Genomic DNA, 19738 nt, shown 5'->3' with positions numbered 1-19738 from the left:
TCTACCTGTGGCGTGCCGGGCGGCAAGTCACACCGTATCCCTCGGATTTCGTGGCGTCAATGCGCAGTGGCCCTGGGTGCGGGCGCCACGGCACCCGCGCCGCGCACCTCGATGCGGACCTCGTCCAGCACCTGGCCCTGGGCATCGGTGAGCTGCACCACGTGCCTCCCCGGCCAGGGCATCCAGGCCACGCGCGCGCCGCGCCCGAGCGGCCTGCCGTCCATGCGCCACAGCCACCCGCTTCCCGTGGCGGTGAACTGCAGGCGCTGGCGCGCGGGAGGGATATCCGGGTCCAGCGCGATGATGGTGCCGGGGGCCGGCGCCGTGATGCGCGCGCCAAGGCCCGGCGCGGCCGCCCCGGCCTCCCGCCCCGGGGGATGGGGGGTTCTTTTGGCGCTGGCGCTGGGTTCGTCTTGCCCGTTAGCTCCTGAATCAATAGCAAACAGGGACTGCTGGGTGCCCTCCAGGAACCACTCCTGCCGCGCCGCCTCCAGGGGCTGGCGGGCGTCGCCCGCGCCACCGGGCTGTGGCGCGGCGGGCCCGAATTGCACGGCGGCCCGGGCAAGGCCTGGGGGCGCCTTGGGGGCGCGGCTGGGTTCGCGCGCGTGCAGGAAGCCCATGACCGCGGCCCAGATGGGCGCGGCGCCGCTGGTGCCGCTCACGTCGTGCATGGCCGCGCCGCTGGCATTGCCCACCCACACGCCCACGGTGTAGCGCGCGGACCAGCCCACGGCCCAGTTGTCGCGCATGTCCTTGCTGGTGCCGGTCTTCACGGCGGTCCAGAAGCGCGTGGCCAGCACGCTGTCGGTGCCGAAGGTGCGCGCCCGCGCATTGCCGTCGGACAGGATGTCGCCCACGATGAAGACGGCGCGCGGATCGAGCGCGGGGGCGAAGGCCGGGACCTTGCCGGGGGGCGCCTGGGCCCATGCCACCGGGCTCAGGCGCCCGCCGTTGGCGAGGGTGCGAAACGCGTTGGACAGGTGCAGCAGCGGCACCTCGGGGCTGCCCAGCGCGAGGCTGTAGCCAAAGTAGTCCCCGTTTTCGCGCAGCGGCATGCCCGCCGCGGAGAGCTGGCGATGGAACGCGTCCGGCGTGACCATGACCAGCGTGCGCACCGCCGGCACGTTCAGCGACGCCGCCAGCGCGGTGCGCACCGACACCCAGCCCTTGAACTGGCGGTCGTAGTTCTGCGGGATGTACAGGCCGCCCGCGGTGGCGATGTGCGCGGGCGAATCGTCCACCAGCGAGGCCGCCGTGAGACGCCGCTCGGCGATGGCCTGCGCATACAGGAACGGCTTGAGCGTGGAGCCCGGCTGGCGCGGCGCCAGCACGCCGTCCACCTCGCCGGCCTGGCTCAGCGGCCCCGACGAGCCCACCCAGGCCAGCACCGCGCCCGTGGCGTTGTCCAGCACCAGCACCGCGCCGTCTTCCACGTTGCGCCCGCGCAACTCCCGCAGGTGCTGCTGCAGGGTCTGCACGGCAAAGCGCTGCAGCGGCGCGCGCAGCGTGCTCTGCACGCGCTCGGGCACCACGCCCCCTTCCTTGAAGCGCTGGCGCAGCAAGTGCCGCGCGAAGTGGGGGGCCACGCCCTCGCTCGCATCGAACGCGCGGCGCTGCAGCGCCGCCGTGGCGAACAGGTCCAGGGCATCGCAGTCCACGGGGGGCAGGTGCTGTGCCGGACGGCCGGAGGCCAGGGATGGCGGCCGCGCCGGTGGCTGCTGCGCCCGCATGTCGCGCAGCACCCCGCAGGCCCGCTGCGCCACCAGGCCGGGGCGCGCGTTGGGCGCGCGCACCAGCGCGGCCGCCACGGCCGCCTCGCGCTCGTCCAGGCCATGGGCGGCCTTGCCGAACAGCGTGCGGCTCAGGGCGTCGATGCCCACCAGTTCGCTGCGAAAGGGTACGAGGTTGAGGTAGGCCTCCAGGATCTGGTCCTTGCGCCAGCGCCGGTCCAGCACCTGTGCGGCCACCGTCTGGCCGAGCTTTTGCGCCACCGAGCGCCCGCCCGGCCCCTGGCGCCAGTCCCCATCGAGCAGGCCCGCCAGCTGCATGGTGATGGTGCTGGCCCCGCGCGTGCGCTGGTTCCACAGGTTGCCCCAGGCGGCGGCCGAGGCGGCTTGCCAGTCCACCCCGCTGTGCTCGAAGAAACGCTTGTCCTCGCTGAGCACCAGGGCCGTGCGCAGCGCGGGTGAAATGTCGGCCAGCGCCACCCACTGGCCACGGCGCACGGTGGTGTCGGTGCGCAGGCGCTGCAGCACCTCGCCTTCGCGCGAGAGGAGCACGGTGTCGGACGGTCTGAAGTCCGCGCGCACCTCCTCGAAAGTCGCGATGGCCGCCGCGGGCGCCGCCAGGAAGGCGGACAGGGCCGCCACGGCCCACCCCTTGTACGGCCTGCGCGCCCGCCCGGGCACCACGGGCCGGCCACGGTCAGTCATCCCGATGCTCCCGGTCGAACCGCGTTTCGGCCTCGGTCAGGTGGCGCAGCAGCACGTGCGAGATCAGGTTGACCCCGATGCCGCCGAACACCACCGGCAGGATGTACAGGGCAATCGACAGCTCGGAGATGAACACCGCGTCGTCCGCCAGCGACGGCGTGCCTTTGGCCAGGGCCGCGAGCGATTGCAGCAGGTACACGTCCACGCCCGCGATCAGCACCAGCGCCACGCCAAAACCCAGCACCGCCATGCGCGAGATCGAGCGCGTGGCCAGCAGCAGCCCGTAGATGCCCGCGGGCAGCACCAGGGAAAACGCCACCAGCAGCCAGAACCGCAGTTCCACGAAGACACTGAGGCTCATGGCGCGCGGCTCCGGGGACGGCTCATGACGGGGCGTGGCACGGCGCCGCGGCTACCTGGCCGCCTCCACCTTGACCCGCGCGTTGGGCAGCTCGCCGAACATCTCGGGCGCGTACATGGCCTCCACGCGGCTCGGGGGCAGCGCGAAATCGCCCACGTTGTTCAGGCGCACGGTGTACTCCATCTTGACCGTGCCCTTGGGCAGGTACTCGTAGTAGCTGCGGAAGGCCTCGAAGCTGCGCTCCTCGAACGCGGGCCAGCCCGCGCCGCTCTTCGCCTTCTCGCCCTGCGTGGCGATGGCCGAGTCGCGGCCCAGGCCGCTGCCCAGGATGGTGGCGCCGCCCGGGACCGGGTCGGTGATGGCCACCCAGGTCATGTCGGCGCTGGCGTTCACCTCCAGCGTCACGCGCAGCACGTCGCCGCGCGTGTACTGGCCGGGCGGCAGCGCCTTGTTGGCCTGCTCCACGGGGGTCACGGTCTTGGTGATGCTGTACCCCGCCGCGAAAGGCGCCTTGAGCTGGATGGCGGCCACCGACTGCAGCGTGAGCCAGGGCTTGCCGGGGCCCTGGTGCGTGACGGCCAGTGGCTCCTTGCCACCCGCTGTGCCCCAGGGCAGGAACATGCCGTTGTTCTTCAGGTTGCCCGGCGACGCAGGCGCGCCGAACCAGGTGGCCTGGTGCGCAGCGCCTGTCAGGTCGGTGGTCTTCACGCGCTCGACCTTGCTCCAGTCCACCGCCGCGTTGTGGGCGCCCATGGCGGCCTTGGTGGTGCCCGACACCGGCGTGGCCTCGAACCTGGCGCTGAACTTCTCCAGCGCCAGCCCGCCCCACAGGTTGGCCGTGGTGGTGTGCCAGGCGCCGGCCTGCTGGCGGCTGATGAAGCCGTTGGCCAGGCGGCCCATGTCGTCCTTCCAGGCCGGGTCGTCCATCACCGCGAGCATCAGGCGCGCGGTGTTCACGTCGCCGTTCTGCATCAGCCACCACCAGTAGTCGTCCTGCTCGGTGCTGAAGATCAGCTTGGTGCCCTGGAACGACAGGCGGCTGCGCAGGATCTGCAGGGCTTCGGCCAGGCGCTTGTCGCGCTCGGGCACATCGGCCACGCGCTTGAGGACGTTCACCCAGTCGATCACCGTGTGCGTGGGCCACTGGTTGGGCGCGATGGTGATGCTGCCGACCATCCGGCCCTGGGCCTTGCCGTAGCGCGACAGCGCCTCCAGCGCGGCCACCTTGCGCATGTCCAGGTCCTTGCGCGGGCTCCAGAAGCTGCGCTGGATGCGGCCTTCCACGAACGCGATCAAGCCGCGCTCCATGGGCGCGCGGGCCTCGTCGGGCAGGGCAAACGCGGGGTTGAGGCTGGCCGCCTCGTGCGTGGCCGCCAGCACGTAGGCCGTGAGCGTGTCGCTGCCCCGGTTGGCGTCGCCGTCGCGCGGCGGGAAGTAGTTGGCCAGACCGTCGCTGTCCAGGTAGGTGGGCAACTGCGCCACCACGGTCTGCCACAGCGCGCCGTCACGCAGGCCCACGGCCTTGCTGGTCTTTTGCTCCAGGCAGGCGAACGGGTAGCGGGCCCACCAGTCGCGCACGCCGGGCAGGCCCTCGGCCAGCTTGGGCTGCAGCGACATCTTGAGGCCGCCCCGGCCCGGCAGCGCATCGGCGGGCGGGTTCACGTCCAGGCTGAAGCTGCCGTCCACCTGCACGAGCGTGGCCTGCTGCACCGTGAGCGGCACGGCGGGGATGATGCGCTGGCGTGCCTTGAGGGCATCGCGCGCGCCGCTGACGGTGTCCTTGGCCTCGATCTCCCACAGGATGGACTCGGAGCGCGTCTGCGCCAGCTGGGCCGGCGCGGTGACGTTCCAGGCCACCTCGCGCGACTCGCCGGCGGGGATGTCGACGGTCTGGGGCTTGAGCTCCAGCAGCGTGGCGCGCGGCGCCACCTCGACCTTCATCGCCGCCTTGGTGGTGTTGCGCAGCGTGATCTGCGCGCGGAACTGGTCGTCCTCGCGCACCAGGGGCGGCAGGCCGCTGATGATCTGCAAATCCTGCGTGGCGCGGATGCTGGTGCTGCCGGTGCCGAACAGGCCGGTGGACGCATCGGCCACCGCCACGATCTTGAACGTGGTCAGCGCGTCATTGAGCGGCACCGTCACCTTGGCCTGGCCGTTGGCGTCCAGCTGCAGGGCCGGCTCCCACAGCAGCAGCGTGTCGAGCAGCTCGCGCGTCTGCGCCCTGCCCCCTCCGCCGCCGGCAGGCACGGCCTTCTTGCCATAGTGGCGCCGGCCGATGATCTCCATCTGCGCGGTGGAGGTCTCCACGCCCCAGCTGCGGCGCTGGAGCATGGCTTCGAGCAGGTTCCAGCTGGTGTTGGGCATCAGCTCCAGCAGCGCCTGGTCCACGGCGGCCACGGCCACCTCGGCATTGGCGGCGGGCTTGCCGCCCGGCAACGTGGCGGTGATGGTGACCTGCGCCTTGCCGCGCACGGCATAGCTTTCCTTGTCGGCCGCCACCTTCACGCTGATCTGGTGGGCCTGCGTGCCCACGCGGATCTCGGCCAGGCCCAGCCGGAAGGCGGGCTTGGACAGGTCCACCAGCGCCGTGGGCGCCTGGTACTCCTTGCCCTCGTACCAGAACGAGGTCCACCACTCGCGCGGCGCCTTGAAGCCCCAGGTGAAGAAGCTGTACCACGGCACCTCGCGCAGGCGCCCGCGCAGGGCCAGCACGCTCACGTACACGTTCGGGCCCCAATCCGGCTGCACCTTCAGGCTCACCGTCGGGTCCTGGCCGTTGAGCTGCACCACCTGGGTGTCGATGACGCCCTCGCGCTCCACCGCCACCAGTGCCGTGGCAAAGCGGAACGGCATGCGCACCTGGAACTTGGCGGTCTCGCCCGGCTGGTAGCTTTTCTTCTCGGGCAGCAGGTCGATGCGGTCGTGGTCCTCGCCGCCAAACCACAGCTCGCCCTGGCGCGTGACCCACACCGACGAGGCGGCCACGCTGGTGTTGCCGTCGCGGTCGGTGGCCGTGACCACCAGTTCCACCTCGCCGGGCTCATCCAGCCTGGACTCGCACAGCAGCAGGCCGCGCGCGTCGCTCTTGCCGCTGCACAGCGTGCCCAGGTCTTTCGTTTCGGTCTGGTTGTCATAGCTGTAGAAGCCGCCCACCATGCGCTTGCGCGTGGTGGTCGTGATGCGCGCGATGGCCTGCACCTGCAGCGAGGTGTCGGCGGCGGGCTTGCCGTCGTGCTGCAGCGCCAGGGCCTGGTAGCGGATCTTCTGGCGGGCCGAGACCCAGCCCTCGGTCTTCACGCCCGCCACCACGCCGGCGGGCCACAGCGTGTGCGTGCCGCGCAGGGTCTGCACCTCGCCGTTGGGGTCGGCATACGTGGCCTCCATCAGCAATTCCTGTGGTTCGCGCGCCTGGGGCACGTTGTCGATGGTCAGCTTGCCCGCGCCGTCCTTGTTCAGCGTGAGCGGCAGCTTGTCGGCGATCACGCGCGCGTCCTGGCTGGCGGCGGGCTCCTCGTCGTCGCCACCCGCGCTGGAGGCCTGCGCGCGCTTGCGCGGAGGGTTGAAGCTGAAGGCCTCGTAGTCGGCGTACTGCAGGCTCTTGCCGCGCACCAGGGCGGACACCCGCACCGGCAGGTGGGCCGCGCCGCCGCCCGCCACGTAGTTGACCTGCACGTCGGTGGGCACCGAGCGCACGCGCACCAGCGCCTTCTTGTCGGCCGGCGCGATGCGCCCTTCGAGCACCGGCAGGCGGAATTCCTCCACGCGGAACTCGCCCGAGCTGAAGCTGCGCTCATTGTCGGAATCGCTGCGCAGCTCCACCTGGTACACGCCGAGCTTGGCGGCGGGCGGCACGGCGAAGCTGCTCTGCGCGCTCAGCCCCCCGGTGGCGGTCGTGCGCCATGCGAGGCTCTGGGTGAATTGCTGGCCGCTGCCCACATGGGTGATGACCAGGGTCTCGGGCCGCTGCGCGGGCAGCGCGAACCCCTGGCGGGTTTCAGAGCGCAGCACGTGCTTCATCGACACGGTTTCGCCCGCCCGGAGCAGGGTGCGGTCGAAGATGGTGTGGGCCCGCTCGCTGGGGCGCGGGGCGCTGTTCGTGGGCACGTTGAAGCGCCAGGGCTCGATGCCGCGCTGCCAGTCGCTCCACGTGAAGGCCATGTCCTCCACGCCGTCGTCGCCCTTGTGGCGCGCACTCACGAAATAGGCCTGGCCGCCATCGCCGCCGTGGTAGGCATCGCCGCAGCGCGGCGGTTCGGACGACAGGCCCTCGATGTTCGCGACCCCCTGGTCGTTGGTGATGGCCTGCGCCAGCTCGTTGCCCTTGCAGTCGGACACACGCACCGTGGCGCCCTGCACCGGCTGGCCCTTGTCCAGCGTGGTCACCCAGGCCAGTGCGTTCTCGCGGCCCAGCTTGAAATGCACGCCCAGGTTGGTGACCAGGGCCGAGGTGCGCACATACATCGTGCGGGCATCGCCATGGCGTTCGTCGAGCAGCGAGGCGCCCAGCTTCTGCGAGGCGATCTCCACCACGTGGAACCCGGGCGTGAGGGGAATGCCTACCACCTCGAACGGGCGCGGGTCGTTGCCGGAAGGCCTGGGCAGGTCCAGCGTCTTCACCCCGCCCTTGCCGGCCAGCAGCGACAGCAGGCGCGACTGCACGTACTCCTTGTCCTCGTCCAGCGCCTTGGGCAGCGGGCCGCTCACGTCCTGCCGCGCCTGCTTGCGGTTCACCACGTAGTTGTCATAGCGCTGCACCTTGCGGAACCACGCGATGATGTCCGCATCGGTGCGGGGCTTGAGCGTGCTCACCTTGCCTGCCGGCGCCTCGGCGCCCGGCTGCAGCCCCTGCACGCGCAGCGCCGCCTCGACATTGCGCAGCGTCACCGGCAGCAGCGCGGGGGGCTTGTCGGAGCGCGGCCCCTCGGCAAAACGCTCCACGATGCCGAACGGCGCCGCCGCGAACTTGGCCAGCGGCGGCATGCCGCCCGTGGCCACCTTCAGCGGAAAGCTGTCGGCATTGCGCAGCGGACGGCCCGAGGCGTCCTTGAGGTCCTTGGGCAGCTCCAGCGTGAACGCCGTGTTCTCGGCCAGGGGCGCGGCGAACTGCACGCTGTTCACCAGCGCATCGCCCGCCTGGCCGTCGCCCGCGCCTTCCATCCGGGGCTGGAGCGTCTCCTTGGCCGATTTGAGGCGGATGGCCGCGGCAAGCTTGCGCGGCACGGGGGCATTGAAGGACAGCTGCAGCGGACGGATGGGCAGGCAGGCCGCCTGCGCGTTCTCCCGCTCACAGCTGAATTCGGCCGAGAAGGGCTCGCGCACCTTGAAGTCAAAGCGTTTTTCCACCGCGTTGGCCACCCCGCTGGGCGTGGCGACGCCCTTGCCGAACACGACCTGCATGCGCGAACCGGACGTGAACCGCCGGTTGCAGGCCAGCGCGGCGTACTGCAGGGGCTCCTGCGCGGCGCTTTTCTCCAGGCCCAGCGCCTTCAGGATCTCGGCCCGCTGCGCGCCCTCGATCAACCGGACCGGGATGCGCTCGCCCACGCCTTCGGCCGTGCACCACACATTGCCCTGCACGCTGGCGGTGGTGGCGGGGCCATTGAGCTGCAGCACGAAGAACTGCTCTTCGTCGATCTCCTGGTAGGGGTTCGGGCGGATGGCCTGCACGAACGGGCCTCCGCTATTGAATTGATAGCTTTTCGCGCCCGTCAATTCAGCGCCAGCGGCCGATTTGAACCCTGCCCTGACGGTGGCGGTGCAGCGCACCCCCGGCGGCAGGTCGCGCTCGAAGTCGAACACCCACTCGCGCTCTCCCGTCCAGCGGCCCGTGCCCTTGGTGGCCCCGGCATCGCTGCAACTCAGGGCCAGCGGCGCGGGCGCCTTGGGGTCGCCAAAGTTGACGGCAGCGGCATCGAACTTGGCCACCACCTGCCGCACCCGGGCCACTTCGCCCTGCGGCGAAAAGCTGGTGATCTGCAGGGCCTGCGCCCCCCAGGCCGCCAGCGACAGGCTGGTGGCCAGCATCCATTTCTTTGCGTTCACGCTGTCCCCTCCGAAGGAACCGGCAAGCGTAACAAAACGGCACTGCACCCGGCGCGGCGTTGCAAGCGCTTACGTATCCGGCCAGCCGGCCGGATCACCGCCCGCCGACGACGGCCCGATACGGTGGCGTCCTACCCCGCGGCGGCGTGTGGCCCTCAAAGATGGGGGTTTGTTTCCCTTCCTTCCCACCGTTCAGGAGCGCCCATGGCACGAACCCCCACCACCCGCGGCGCGGCAAAGAAGACGCTGCCCGCTGCTCCCTCCTCCACCCAGGCCGACACCTACCGCGGCAACGCGGGCGAGTTGCAGCAGCAAGCTGGCGGCAAGCACCCCGTGCTCACCACGCAGCTGGGCATTCCCGTGGCGGACAACCAGAACTCCCTGCGTTCGTCGCCACGCGGCCCCACGCTGCTCGAGGATTTCATCCTGCGCGAGAAGATCACCCACTTCGACCACGAGCGCATTCCCGAGCGCATCGTGCACGCGCGCGGCTCGGCGGCCCACGGTTTCTTCGAGCTCACCCATTCGCTCAAGCAGTACACCACCGCCCGTGTGCTCACGGAGGTGGGCGTTCAGACACCCGTGTTCACGCGCTTTTCCACCGTGGCGGGCGGCGCCGGTTCGGTGGACACGCCGCGCGATGTGCGCGGCTTCGCCGTCAAGTTCTATACCCCCGAGGGCAACTGGGACCTGGTGGGCAACAACATCCCCGTGTTCTTCATCCAGGACGCGATGAAGTTTCCCGACCTCGTGCACGCCGTCAAGATGGAGCCCGACCGTGCGTTTCCCCAGGCGGCCAGCGCGCACGACACCTTCTGGGATTTCATCTCGCTGATGCCCGAGTCGCTGCACATGATCATGTGGGCGATGAGCGACCGCACCATCCCGCGCAGCCTGCGCATGATGGAAGGCTTCGGCGTGCACAGCTTCCGCCTGATCAACGCCGCGGGCGACAGCACCTTCGTGAAATTCCACTGGCGCCCCAAGCTGGGCATCCAGTCCACGGTGTGGGACGAGGCCGTGAAGCTGCAGGCGGCGGACAACGACTTCCACCGGCGCGACCTGTTCGAGGCCATCGAGGCGGGCGATTTCCCGGAATGGGAGCTGTCCGTGCAGCTCTTCACCGAAGAGGATGCGGAGCGCTTTCCGTTCGACCACCTGGACCCCACCAAGCTCGTTCCCGAGGAACTGGTGCCGCTGCAGCCCGTGGGCCGCATGGTGCTCAACCGCTGGCCCGACAACTTCTTCGCGGAGACCGAGCAGGTGGCCTATTGCCCCGCCAATGTGCCGCCAGGCATCGACTTCAGCAACGACCCGCTGCTGCAGGGCCGCCTGTTCTCGTACCTGGACACGCAGCTGTCGCGCCTGGGCGGGCCCAACTTCGCGCAGATTCCCATCAATGCGCCCAAGTGCCCCTTTCACAACATGCAGCGCGACGGCCACATGCAGATGCAGGTGCCCAAGGGCCGCGTGAACTATGAGCCCAGCAGCCTGCAGGCCGATACGCCGCGCGCCTCGCAGGCGCTGGGAATGCGGCATTTCGCGCAAGGGGACGACGGCGCCAAGGGGCGCATCCGCGCCGAGAGCTTCGCCGACCACTACAGCCAGGCGCGCATGTTCTTTCGCAGCCAGAGCCCGCTGGAGCAGGCGCACATGGCGTCCGCGCTGGTGTTCGAATTGTCCAAGGTGGGCACGCCGCATGTGCGCGAGGCCGTGGTGGGCCACCTGCAGCATGTGGACCCCGAGCTGGCCCGGCGCGTTGCCGACGGGCTGGGCCTGCAGGCCCAGCCCCCCGCACCGCCGGTGGCCGATCCGGTGCAGGACCTGCCGCCCTCTCCCGCGCTGCGGATCATCGACCGCATGAAGCCCACGCTGCAGGGCCGCTGCATCGGCATCCTGGTGGCCGACGGCTCCAACGGCAACACGGTGGCCAACCTGCGCAAGGCGGCGGAGAAGGCCGGCGCCACCGTCAAGATCGTGGCGCCCAAGGTGGGCGGTGCCCGGCTCAGGGACGGCACGCAGCTGCCCGCCGACGGGCAGCTGCAAGGCACGCCCTCGGTGGTGTTCGACGCCGTGGCCTCGGTGCTGTCGCCCGAGATGGGCGCGCAGCTGGCCCAGGAGGCCGCCGCCGTGGACTGGTTCCGCGACGCGTTCGGGCACCTCAAGGCCATCGCGGCCTGCAAGGGCACCCAGGCCATCCTGCAGGCCGGGGGCATCGAGCCCGATGCGGGCGTGGTGGACCCGGCCGACGTGCAGGGCTTCCTGGCTGCCGCGCAGACCCGCCAATGGGAGCGCGAACCCAGGGTCCGCACCCTCGCATGAACGAACACCCCCTGCGCACACCCCATTGCCAACCCAACCACCGAAGGAGAAACCATGCCCAAAGCCCACTATGACAGCCACCAGCTTGATGATCTCGTGCTCCAGATGATGGAGACCGAACTCGGCGGCGAGCAGGTGTACCGCACCGCGCTCACCTGCGCCGTGAACCCGGATCTCAAGAAGGAATGGCAGACCTATCTGGAAGAAACCCTGACCCACCAGGAGGTGGTGCGCAGCCTGTGCGACGCCCTGGGCCTGGACCCGGCCGCGCAGTCACCCAGCCGGGCGGTGGTCAAGCACATCGGCGAATCCCTGGTCAAGGCCATGCTGCTGGCGAAACAGGGGGGCGACCCCGCCGCCGCCCAGCTGGTGGCCTGCGAATGCGTGGTGCACGCCGAGACCAAGGACCACGCCAACTGGGAACTGCTGGGCAAGGTGGCCAAGGTGGCCACGGGGGACGTGGGCCAGACGCTGAAAGCGGCCCACAAGGCCGTGGAAAAGGACGAGGACCACCACCTCTACCACACCAAGGGCTGGTGCCGCGAACTGGCCATTGAGGCGCTGGGCATGCCCGCCGTGCTGCCGCCGCCCGAAGAGGTCAAGAAGGTGGAAACCGCCATCGGCGCATCGCGCGCCGAGCAGCAGCGCGAGGCCATGCTGTAGCCGGACAAGCCGCGGGGGGCACCGCCGGGCGCTTCATTCCATTGCTACAAAAACAATAGCCGCCAGCGCTTGATTGACAAGCGCTGGCGGCTATTTCATTGCCCAGCCGCGCTGGCGCCACGGCCCTTCGGAACCCCCACTACTGGGCCACGAACCCGCTCGTCTTGATGATGCGGGTCCAGGCGTCGGTGTAGGAAGCCTGGCGGGCGGCCAGCTGCTGGGGCGACATGTGGCCCACGGTGAGCCCCATGGCGGTGAGGTGGTCACGCACGTCGGGCATGGCCACGACCTTGGCCAGCGCGGCCGAGAAGTCGGTGATGAACTTCTGCGGCGTGCCGGTGGGTGCGTAGATGCCGTAGTACGGCAGGTCCTCGAAGCCCTTGAGGCCCATCTCGTCGAACGTGGGCACGTCGGGCATGGCCGCCTGGCGCCTGGTGCCCAGCACGCCCACCACGCGCACCTTGCCGGCCTTGTGGTTCTCCATGAAGTCCTGCACCGAGGCCACGCCCGCGCTGATCTGGTTGCCCAGCATGTCGGCCATCATGGGCGCACTGCCCCGGTAGGGGGCCGAGACCAGGTCCAGCTGGTACTTCTGGCCCAGCAGCTTGACCAGGAACTCGGGCGTGGAGGCGGGTGCCGGAATGCCGACCGCGCCCTTGCCGTGGCCACTGGCCTTCACCCAGGCCACGTACTCGGGGAACGACTTCGCCGGCGTGCCGCCCGAGACGGCGAACGCGTTCACGAAGGTGGCGAAGCCACCCACGGGCACGAAGTCGCGCACCGGATCAAAGCCCGGGTTTTTCACCACCTGCGGCAGGATGGAGATGGTGTGGTCGTGCGTGAGGAACAGCGTGGTGCCGTCCGGCGCCGAGGCCTTGAGCGCCTGCGCGGCGATCTGGCCGCCCGCACCGGGGCGGTTTTCCACCACCACGGGCTGGCCCAATTCGTCCTTGAGCTTCTCGGCGAGCGTGCGCGCGATCGCATCGGTGCCGCCGCCGGGCGGGAAACCCACCAGCAGGCGGATGGGCTTGGGTGCCTGGGCAAAGGCCAGCCCCACGGTCAGCGCGGCGCCCACCAGGGCGGTGGTGCGCAAAAGGCGGGACAGCAGGCTGCGGCGGAAAGTGGTCGTCATGGCAGAACTCCGGTTTGTTCGAATGTGGTCGCTGGGGTGCGCATCCGCACACCTAGCACGGTTCAGGCCAGCGGCCCCGGCGCACCAGGGGCCGCCCCGCCGTGGCTGCGGCGCTGCGCTGGCGTGCGCTGGCGGCGTGCCCCTTCCCGAACTGCGCGGCGATTCGAGAGACGGGCAAAGGCGCGCAGCGCCCCGGGGGTTGTCTCATTTTCCCAGGCGCGCGCGGTGGCGCTCCAGCTGGCTGCGCACCTGCGCGGGCGCGGTGCCGCCCAAGGTGTTGCGCGCATTGAGCGAGCCGCGCAGGCTCAGGCACTCGTACACGTCCTTGTCGATCTGCGGGTGAAAGCCCTGCAGCACGGCCAGGGGCAGCTCCGACAGGTCGCAGGCGTGCGTGGTGGCCGCCTTCACGGCGTGGGCCACGGTCTCGTGCGCGTCGCGGAAGGGCAAGCCCTTCTTGACCAGGTAGTCGGCCAGGTCGGTGGCGGTGGCGTAGCCCTTGAGCGCGGCCTGCTCCATCGCGGGCGCGTTGACGGTGATGCCGCCCTCCTTCTGGCCCGTGGCGGGGTTCAGCTGGCCGCCGACCATCTCGGCGAAGATGCGCAGCGTGTCCTTGAGCGTGTCCACGGTGTCGAACAGCGGCTCCTTGTCCTCCTGGTTGTCCTTGTTGTAGGCCAGCGGCTGGCCCTTCATCAGGGTGATCAGGCCCATCAGGTGGCCGACCACGCGGCCGGTCTTGCCGCGCGCCAGTTCCGGCACATCGGGGTTCTTCTTCTGCGGCATGATCGAGCTGCCCGTGGTGAAGCGGTCGGCGATCTTGATGAAGCCGAAGTTCTGGCTCATCCAGATGATGAGTTCTTCACTCAGGCGGCTCACGTGCACCATGCACAGGCTGGCGGCGGCGGTGAATTCGATGGCGAAGTCACGGTCGCTCACGGCGTCCAGGCTGTTCTGGCACACACCCTCCATGCCCAGGGTCCTGGCCACGCGCTCGCGGTCCAGCGGGTAGGTGGTGCCGGCCAGCGCAGCGGCCCCCAGCGGCAGCACGTTGGTGCGGCGGCGCACATCGGCCATGCGTTCGGCATCGCGCTTGAACATCTCCACATAGGCCAGCATGTGGTGGCCGAAGCTCACGGGCTGGGCCACCTGCAGGTGGGTGAAGCCGGGCAGGATCACCTCGACGTTCTGCTCGGCCACGTCCACCAGCGACACCTGCAATTCCTTGAGCAGGTCGCCGATCAGGTCGATCTCGCCGCGCAGCCACAAGCGCACGTCGGTGGCCACCTGGTCGTTGCGGCTGCGGCCGGTGTGCAGGCGCTTGCCCGCATCGCCCACCAGCTGCGTCAGGCGCGCCTCGATGTTCAGATGCACGTCCTCCAGGTCCAGCTTCCATTCGAAGCCGCCGGACTCGATCTCGGAGGTGATCTGCGCCATGCCGCGCTGGATGGAGGCGTGGTCCTCCTGGCTGATCACGCCCTGGGCCGCCAGCATCTCGGCATGCGCCAGGCTGCCCGCGATGTCGGCCTGCCACAGGCGCTTGTCGAAGAACACGCTGGAGGTGTAGCGCTTGACCAGGTCGCTCATGGGCTCGGAAAACAGCGCCGACCAGGCCTGGGCCTTGGTATCGAGCTGGTTGTGGGACGGCGCAGAGTCAGCGCTGGTGGCTTGGGCTTTGGACATAGGAGGGCAATAATCCGGAGGTTCAGACACCCGGACAACCCGGGCGCCGCAATGCAAAACACGCAAATTTTATCGACCCAGCCCCCGCCGCCCGATTCGGCCCTGCCGCGAGGCTCCGCGCGGGGTGGCCTGGCGCCCGCGCGCCGGGTGCTGGTGTTCGATGCCTGCCAGGTGGGCGTGGTGCTGCGGGCCGTGCTGTTCGTGGAGCTGGTGGTGGGCGTGGGCGCCATGTTCGGAGCGGGCAACCCCGTGGAATGGCTGGCCACGATGGCGCTGCTGACGGGCGGCGCATTGCCGGCCACGCTGCTGTGGCTCATCACGGCCTGCAGCCTCAAGACTGTTCTGCAGCGCCTCTCCACCGCGCAGCAGTATGCGGCCGGCGTGCTGCTGGGCGCGCTGGCGGGCGCCTACGCCTGCGGCATGCTGGCGCTGGTGGCGCAACCTGCGTCACCGCCCTGGCTGGCCAGCGCCGCGACAGGGGCGCTGCTGGCGGCCATGCTGGTGGCGGCGCTGGTGCTGCGCGCACGGGGCCGCACGCCCGCCGCCACCACGGCGCGGCTGACCGAGCTGCAGTCGCGCATCCGGCCGCACTTCCTGTTCAACACCCTCAACAGCGCCATCGCGCTGGTGCGCGCGGAACCGGCCAAGGCCGAATCGCTGCTCGAAGACCTGAGCGACCTGTTTCGCCACGCGCTGGTGGAACAGGGGGAATCGGTCACGCTGGCCGAAGAGATCACCCTGGCGCGCCGCTACCTGGCCATCGAAGAGGTGCGCTTTGGCAAGCGCCTGCAGGTGCAGTGGAACCTGGACCCCCGCACCGACAGCGCCCGCCTGCCGCCGCTGCTGCTGCAGCCGCTGGTGGAGAACGCCGTCAAGCACGGCGTGGAGCCCAGCGCGCGCGGCGGGCGGCTGCGCGTGCTGACCGAGCTGCGCGGCAGCCGCGTGGTCGTGCGCATCACCAACACCCTGCCCCCCAAGGAAGGCAGGAACGGCAACGGCGACGACACGGCGCCCCGGGGCCACGGCATTGCCCTGGCCAACGTCCGCGCGCGGCTGGCGCTGCTGCATGATGTGCAGGGCGAATTCACCGCCGGCGTGCAGGACGGCCTGTACCAGGTGCGCATCACCCTGCCCGCCACCGACCCCAAGGCGCGCGCCCGGGGCGCGCGCGGCGCGGCGCCAGCCCGAAGGGGCCCCCATGGCGGCCGCGCGCAAACATCCCAGCGCCGCATGGTGGACGGCGAAGACGACCTCAACCACAGCAGCCCCGCTACCGACCATGAACATCCTGATCGTTGACGACGAAGCCCTGGCCCGCAGCCGCTTGCGCACCCTCCTGTCCGACTGCGCCCAGGCCCAGCCTGCCCAGCGCATGACCGTGGCCGAGGCCGCCAACGCCGGCGAAACCATGGCGCTGCTGGGGCCCACGGGCGGACGCGCCTTCGACCTGGTGCTGCTTGACATCCACATGCCCGGCCAGGATGGGCTGGCACTGGCCCACACCCTGCAGACCCTGCCCCAGCCCCCGGCCGTGGTGTTCGTGACGGCCCACGCGGACCATGCCGTGAGCGCGTTCGAACTGGATGCCACCGACTACCTGACCAAGCCCGTGCGCCGCGAACGCCTGCAGCAGGCACTGGCCAAGGTACAGCGTGGCACGCGCGCCCCTGCGTCCGCGCCCACCACCGGCGTGCCCGAAGGCGAAACCCTGCTCATCCAGGACCGGGGCCGCACCGAACGCCTGCCCCTGGCCGAGGTGCTGTACTTCAAGGCCGAGCAGAAGTACGTGACCGTGCGCACCGCCACGCGCAGCTACATCATGGACGGCGCCCTGAGCGAGCTGGAGGCCAAGTTCGCGCCGCGCTTCCTGCGCATCCACCGCAACGCGCTGGTGGCCCGCCGCGCCGTGCGCGCGCTGGAAAAGCACTACGACCCCGAGGAGGGCGAAGGCTGGGCCGTGCGGTTGCAGGGCTCCACGGAACTGCTGGCGGTGTCGCGCCGGCAGGTGGCCGCCGTGCGGGAAGAGCTGGCGCGTTGATTTCTGGTCTTTTTTGACCTCTGGCGCTTATCTCCAAAGCGCCAATAGCTATAATTTTTATAGCGTACAACTGATCATTGCTGAGGCGCTTCCACCAGCCGCCCCAGAGCCTCCATCCCCACCGGCGGCGTGGCCAGCCAAGGCAGCACATAGGTGCGTTGCGCCAGTCCGTTGGCAATGCGCTCGGCCTGTTGCTGCTCGCCCACCAGGCGGGCCTGCAGCAACGGGTCGCCGGTGCCGGTGGCCGCCACACTTTTGTTGATGACCCAGGCCCAGGGCTCGATGTGGGCACGGCGCAGGTCGTCCTGCAGCGCAGCGGCCTGGCTCACGGGTGTCACCTCGGGCAGCGTGACGATGACCACATGGGTCATGTCGGCGTCCTGCAGGCGCATCAGGGGCGTGATGATGTGTTTGGAGTTGGCACTGCCTTCGTACTGCTGCGTCATCTGCCGGTGGTAGGCGCCGGTGGCGTCCATCAGCAGCAGGCTGTGGCCGGTGGGCGCGGTGTCCAGCACCACAAAGGCGCTGCGCGCCTCGTTCACCACCCGGCTGAAGGCGTGGAACACGGCGACCTCTTCGGTGCAGGGCGACTGCAGGTCTTCCCGCAGCAGCGCGCGGCCTGCGTCATCCAACGCCTTGCCGCGCGTGGCCATGATCTTGTCGATGTAGGCTTTGGTTTCGGCCTGCGGGTCGATGCGCCCCACCTTCAGGCCCGGCACGCTGCCGCCCAGCTGGCTTTGCACGTGGGCCGCCGGGTCGGTGGTGGTGAGGTGCACGCTGTGTCCGCGCTGCACCAAACCCACCGCCAGCGCGGCGGCAATGGTGGTCTTGCCCACGCCGCCCTTGCCCATCACCATGATGAGACCGTGGCCCTTGGCGGCCAGCGCGTCGGTCAGGGACGAGAGGGGTTCAGCCTGCAACGGCACATCCGCAACGGCGGCGGGCGCGCTCGGCAGCACATCGCCACCGCCCAGCAACGCCCGCAGCGCAGGCAAACCCACGGTATCGAAGGCACGCAGCGGCACCTCGTCGCGCGGCAGCTGGGCCAGCGCATCGGGCATCTGGTCCAGGGCCTGGCGGCCCAGGGCCTCGATGGCATCGGCCACCGCGTCCTGCCCCGGCTGGCTGGCGTGGAACACGCCGTTGATGGCCAGGCGCTGGTTGGCCAGGCCCAGGGCGCGCAGCTCCAGCGCGGTGCGCGCGGCCTCTTGCATGGGTCGGGGGTCGGGGCGGGTGACCAGCACCACGGTGGTCAGGCCCGGGTCGCTCAGTGCGGCCAGCGCGGCGTTGAACCGGGCCTCCTGCATCTTCAGGCCTGAGTGCGGGCCCAGGCAGGATGCCCCCCGGTCGTTGCCCGCCAGAAACCCGGTCCAGGCCTTGGGCAGGCTCAGCAGGCGCAGCGTGTGGCCGGTGGGGGCCGTGTCGAACACCAGGTGGTCGAACACATGGCCGGTGTCACTGCCCTCGCTGGCCAGCAGCGCGGCAAATTCGTCGAACGCAGCGATCTCGGTGGTGCAGGCGCCCGAGAGTTGCTCGCGCACCGCGGCGCGTTCATGGCTGCTGGCGGTGGCCTCCAGTTGCGCCAGCACGCGCTGGCGGTAGGCCTCGGCGGCGGTATCGGGGTCGATGTTGAGCATGTGCAGCCCCGGCACCCCGGGCACGGCCACTGGCTGGTTGGACAGCGGCACGCCCAGCATTTCATCCAGGTTGGAGGCCGCATCGGTGCTGACCAGCAGCACCTGGCGGCCCGCATCTGCCAGGGCAATGGCCGCCGCTGTGGACAACGAGGTCTTGCCCACCCCGCCCTTGCCGGTAAAGAACAGGAACCGCGTAGGCTGGGCGAGCAGGCCCAGACGAACCACAGCGGAATGGTGCGAGGCAGATGCGGCAGCGTTCATGCCATCAGCATGGCACAGCCCCCACCTTTTTTGTCTGGCGCAAGTCCCCCACGGACCCTACACCCCGCAGCCCATTGACCTGCATCAAGAACGGAGGATGGATGCCGCGCTGCACAACACAACAGGCACCATCCCGCCGGCGGGTCATTCCTTGATGTTCGCCGCCTTCACGATCGCGGCATACCGGGCGCTTTCGGTCTGCACAAACCGCGCAAACTCGGCGGCGCTTCCCTTGCCCGCCACGGCGCCACCATCGGCCAGCTTGGCGCGCACATCGTCCATGCGCAGCACTTCGCCCAGCTCGCGGTTCAGGCGCTCCAGCACGGCGGGGGGCGTCTGCGCGGGGGCAAACAGGCCCGTCCACGAGACCATGTCAAACCCTTTGAAGCCCGCGGTCTCGGCCACCGTCGGCACGTCGGGCAGAGAGGGCAGGCGCTGGTCGTCCGTCAGGGCTATGGCCTTGAGCTTCTTGCTGTGGATGTGCGGCGCCGCCGTCACGCTGATGAGCACGGCGAGGTCCACCTGGTTGCCGATCACATCGGTCACGATCTGTGCGCCACCCCGGTACGGCACATGCACCATGAAGGTCTTGCTCTGTTCCTTGACGCGCTCCATGGCCAGGTGCAGCACCGTGCCCACGCCCGAGGTGGCGTAGCTCAGCTGTCCGGGCTTTTCACGCGCCAGACGCAGCACATCGGCCAGGTTGTTCGCCGGCAGCCCGGGGCGCGCCACGATCAGCATGGGAGCGGTGGTCACCAAACCCACCGGAGCCAGGTCCTTGAGGGTGTCGTAGCGCACGGCCGCAGGGTTCACCAGTCGTGCGATGGCCGCCGGGCTGTCAGCACCCAGGACGAGCGTGTAGCCATCTGGCGCCGCCCTGGCGGCCTTTTCCATGCCGATGACGCCGCCAGCGCCTGCCACGTTGTCCACCACCACGCTCTGTTTCAGGCGCTCTCCGAGCCTTTGCGCGATGAGCCGCCCCGTCACATCCACATTGCCCCCGGCACTGAAGGGAACGATGAGCGTGATGGGCTTGGCGGCGGGCCAGGCGGCCTGCGCGTGCGCAGCCATGCTGGCGCCTGCGCCGAGCAGCGCAGCCACCAGGGGCCACGCCAGGCGCCGTGGCAAGAAGGACGGTACAGGGAAGAACCGGGAGGGAAACATGCAAGGACT

The 19738-nt window shown here is 69.9% G+C and carries 11 protein-coding genes; 4 read left to right on the top strand and 7 right to left on the bottom strand.

Going from position 1 to position 19738, the window contains the following annotated elements; translation table 11 throughout:
* Positions 1–56: 56 nt before the first annotated feature.
* Genes pbpC through AC07OC_RS14480 form a run of 3 tightly spaced genes read right to left on the bottom strand, consistent with a single transcriptional unit; the run spans position 57 to position 8817 of the window.
* Positions 57–2432 (bottom strand): penicillin-binding protein 1C, encoded by a 2376-nt coding sequence (gene pbpC / locus AC07OC_RS14490; RefSeq protein WP_494601588.1) that lies wholly within the window; start codon positions 2430–2432, stop codon positions 57–59.
* The gene (locus tag AC07OC_RS14485) at positions 2425–2793 is read right to left on the bottom strand and encodes a hypothetical protein (RefSeq protein WP_218295651.1); all 369 of its coding nucleotides are present in this window, start codon (positions 2791–2793) and stop codon (positions 2425–2427) included. Before AC07OC_RS14485 ends, pbpC begins: the two co-directional genes overlap by 8 nt.
* Positions 2794–2844: 51 nt before the next feature.
* Positions 2845–8817: an alpha-2-macroglobulin family protein gene (locus tag AC07OC_RS14480; RefSeq protein WP_494601734.1), complete on the bottom strand. Its 5973-nt coding sequence runs from the start codon at positions 8815–8817 to the stop codon at positions 2845–2847.
* Between the two features lie 222 nt (positions 8818–9039).
* On the opposite strand from AC07OC_RS14480, the gene AC07OC_RS14475 reads away from it, so the two are divergent.
* Together AC07OC_RS14475 and AC07OC_RS14470 are read left to right on the top strand one after the other, a co-directional pair.
* The gene (locus tag AC07OC_RS14475; protein ID WP_492244172.1) at positions 9040–11157 is read left to right on the top strand and encodes a catalase; all 2118 of its coding nucleotides are present in this window, start codon (positions 9040–9042) and stop codon (positions 11155–11157) included.
* Positions 11158–11211: 54 nt separating this feature from the next.
* Entirely contained in the window at positions 11212–11820 is a 609-nt protein-coding gene (locus AC07OC_RS14470; protein WP_494601586.1) for a hypothetical protein, read from the top strand.
* 139 nt (positions 11821–11959) lie between these two features.
* Here the strand turns inward: AC07OC_RS14470 and AC07OC_RS14465 are convergent, their stop codons facing one another.
* Positions 11960–12952 carry a Bug family tripartite tricarboxylate transporter substrate binding protein gene (locus AC07OC_RS14465; protein ID WP_218295654.1) on the bottom strand — a complete coding sequence of 331 codons (993 nt, stop codon included), beginning with the start codon at positions 12950–12952 and terminating at the stop codon, positions 11960–11962.
* Positions 12953–13156: 204 nt separating this feature from the next.
* The gene (argH, locus tag AC07OC_RS14460) at positions 13157–14629 is read right to left on the bottom strand and encodes an argininosuccinate lyase (RefSeq protein ID WP_218295655.1); all 1473 of its coding nucleotides are present in this window, start codon (positions 14627–14629) and stop codon (positions 13157–13159) included.
* A gap of 51 nt (positions 14630–14680) precedes the next feature.
* Here argH and AC07OC_RS14455 point away from each other — a divergent pair, with 51 nt between their 5' ends.
* A complete protein-coding gene (locus AC07OC_RS14455) occupies positions 14681–15928 on the top strand; it encodes a sensor histidine kinase (protein ID WP_494601583.1) in 1248 nt (415 codons plus the stop codon).
* Positions 15909–16667, top strand: coding sequence for a LytR/AlgR family response regulator transcription factor (locus AC07OC_RS14450; protein ID WP_494601581.1), 759 nt, complete (start codon positions 15909–15911; stop codon positions 16665–16667). The genes AC07OC_RS14455 and AC07OC_RS14450 overlap by 20 nt, the downstream gene beginning before the upstream one ends.
* A 74-nt stretch (positions 16668–16741) precedes the next feature.
* Here the strand turns inward: AC07OC_RS14450 and arsA are convergent, their stop codons facing one another.
* Together arsA and AC07OC_RS14440 are read right to left on the bottom strand one after the other, a co-directional pair.
* Complete coding sequence (arsA, locus tag AC07OC_RS14445) at positions 16742–18565, bottom strand: arsenical pump-driving ATPase (protein ID WP_494601579.1); 1824 nt, start codon at positions 18563–18565, stop codon at positions 16742–16744.
* 144 nt (positions 18566–18709) lie between these two features.
* A complete protein-coding gene (locus AC07OC_RS14440) occupies positions 18710–19729 on the bottom strand; it encodes a tripartite tricarboxylate transporter substrate binding protein (RefSeq protein ID WP_218340059.1) in 1020 nt (339 codons plus the stop codon).
* Positions 19730–19738 lie beyond the last annotated feature (9 nt).

It is taken from the genome of Acidovorax sp. GW821-FHT10E04, assembly GCF_059415185.1.
The sequence above is the reverse complement of the archived record's forward strand: the minus strand, read 5'-3'. Positions and strand labels throughout refer to the sequence as shown.

What these genes read in the sequence shown, in the direction of transcription:
- pbpC (WP_494601588.1), bottom strand. Translation starts at nt 2,432, where the DNA reads ATGACTGACCGTGGCCGGCCCGTGGTGCCCGGGCGGGCGCGCAGGCCG.
- AC07OC_RS14440 (WP_218340059.1), bottom strand. Translation starts at nt 19,729, where the DNA reads ATGTTTCCCTCCCGGTTCTTCCCTGTACCGTCCTTCTTGCCACGGCGC.
- AC07OC_RS14450 (WP_494601581.1), top strand. Translation starts at nt 15,909, where the DNA reads ATGAACATCCTGATCGTTGACGACGAAGCCCTGGCCCGCAGCCGCTTG.
- AC07OC_RS14480 (WP_494601734.1), bottom strand. Translation starts at nt 8,817, where the DNA reads ATGCTGGCCACCAGCCTGTCGCTGGCGGCCTGGGGGGCGCAGGCCCTG.
- AC07OC_RS14485 (WP_218295651.1), bottom strand. Translation starts at nt 2,793, where the DNA reads ATGAGCCTCAGTGTCTTCGTGGAACTGCGGTTCTGGCTGCTGGTGGCG.
- argH (WP_218295655.1), bottom strand. Translation starts at nt 14,629, where the DNA reads ATGTCCAAAGCCCAAGCCACCAGCGCTGACTCTGCGCCGTCCCACAAC.
- AC07OC_RS14465 (WP_218295654.1), bottom strand. Translation starts at nt 12,952, where the DNA reads ATGACGACCACTTTCCGCCGCAGCCTGCTGTCCCGCCTTTTGCGCACC.
- AC07OC_RS14455 (WP_494601583.1), top strand. Translation starts at nt 14,681, where the DNA reads ATGCAAAACACGCAAATTTTATCGACCCAGCCCCCGCCGCCCGATTCG.
- arsA (WP_494601579.1), bottom strand. Translation starts at nt 18,565, where the DNA reads ATGAACGCTGCCGCATCTGCCTCGCACCATTCCGCTGTGGTTCGTCTG.
- AC07OC_RS14475 (WP_492244172.1), top strand. Translation starts at nt 9,040, where the DNA reads ATGGCACGAACCCCCACCACCCGCGGCGCGGCAAAGAAGACGCTGCCC.
- AC07OC_RS14470 (WP_494601586.1), top strand. Translation starts at nt 11,212, where the DNA reads ATGCCCAAAGCCCACTATGACAGCCACCAGCTTGATGATCTCGTGCTC.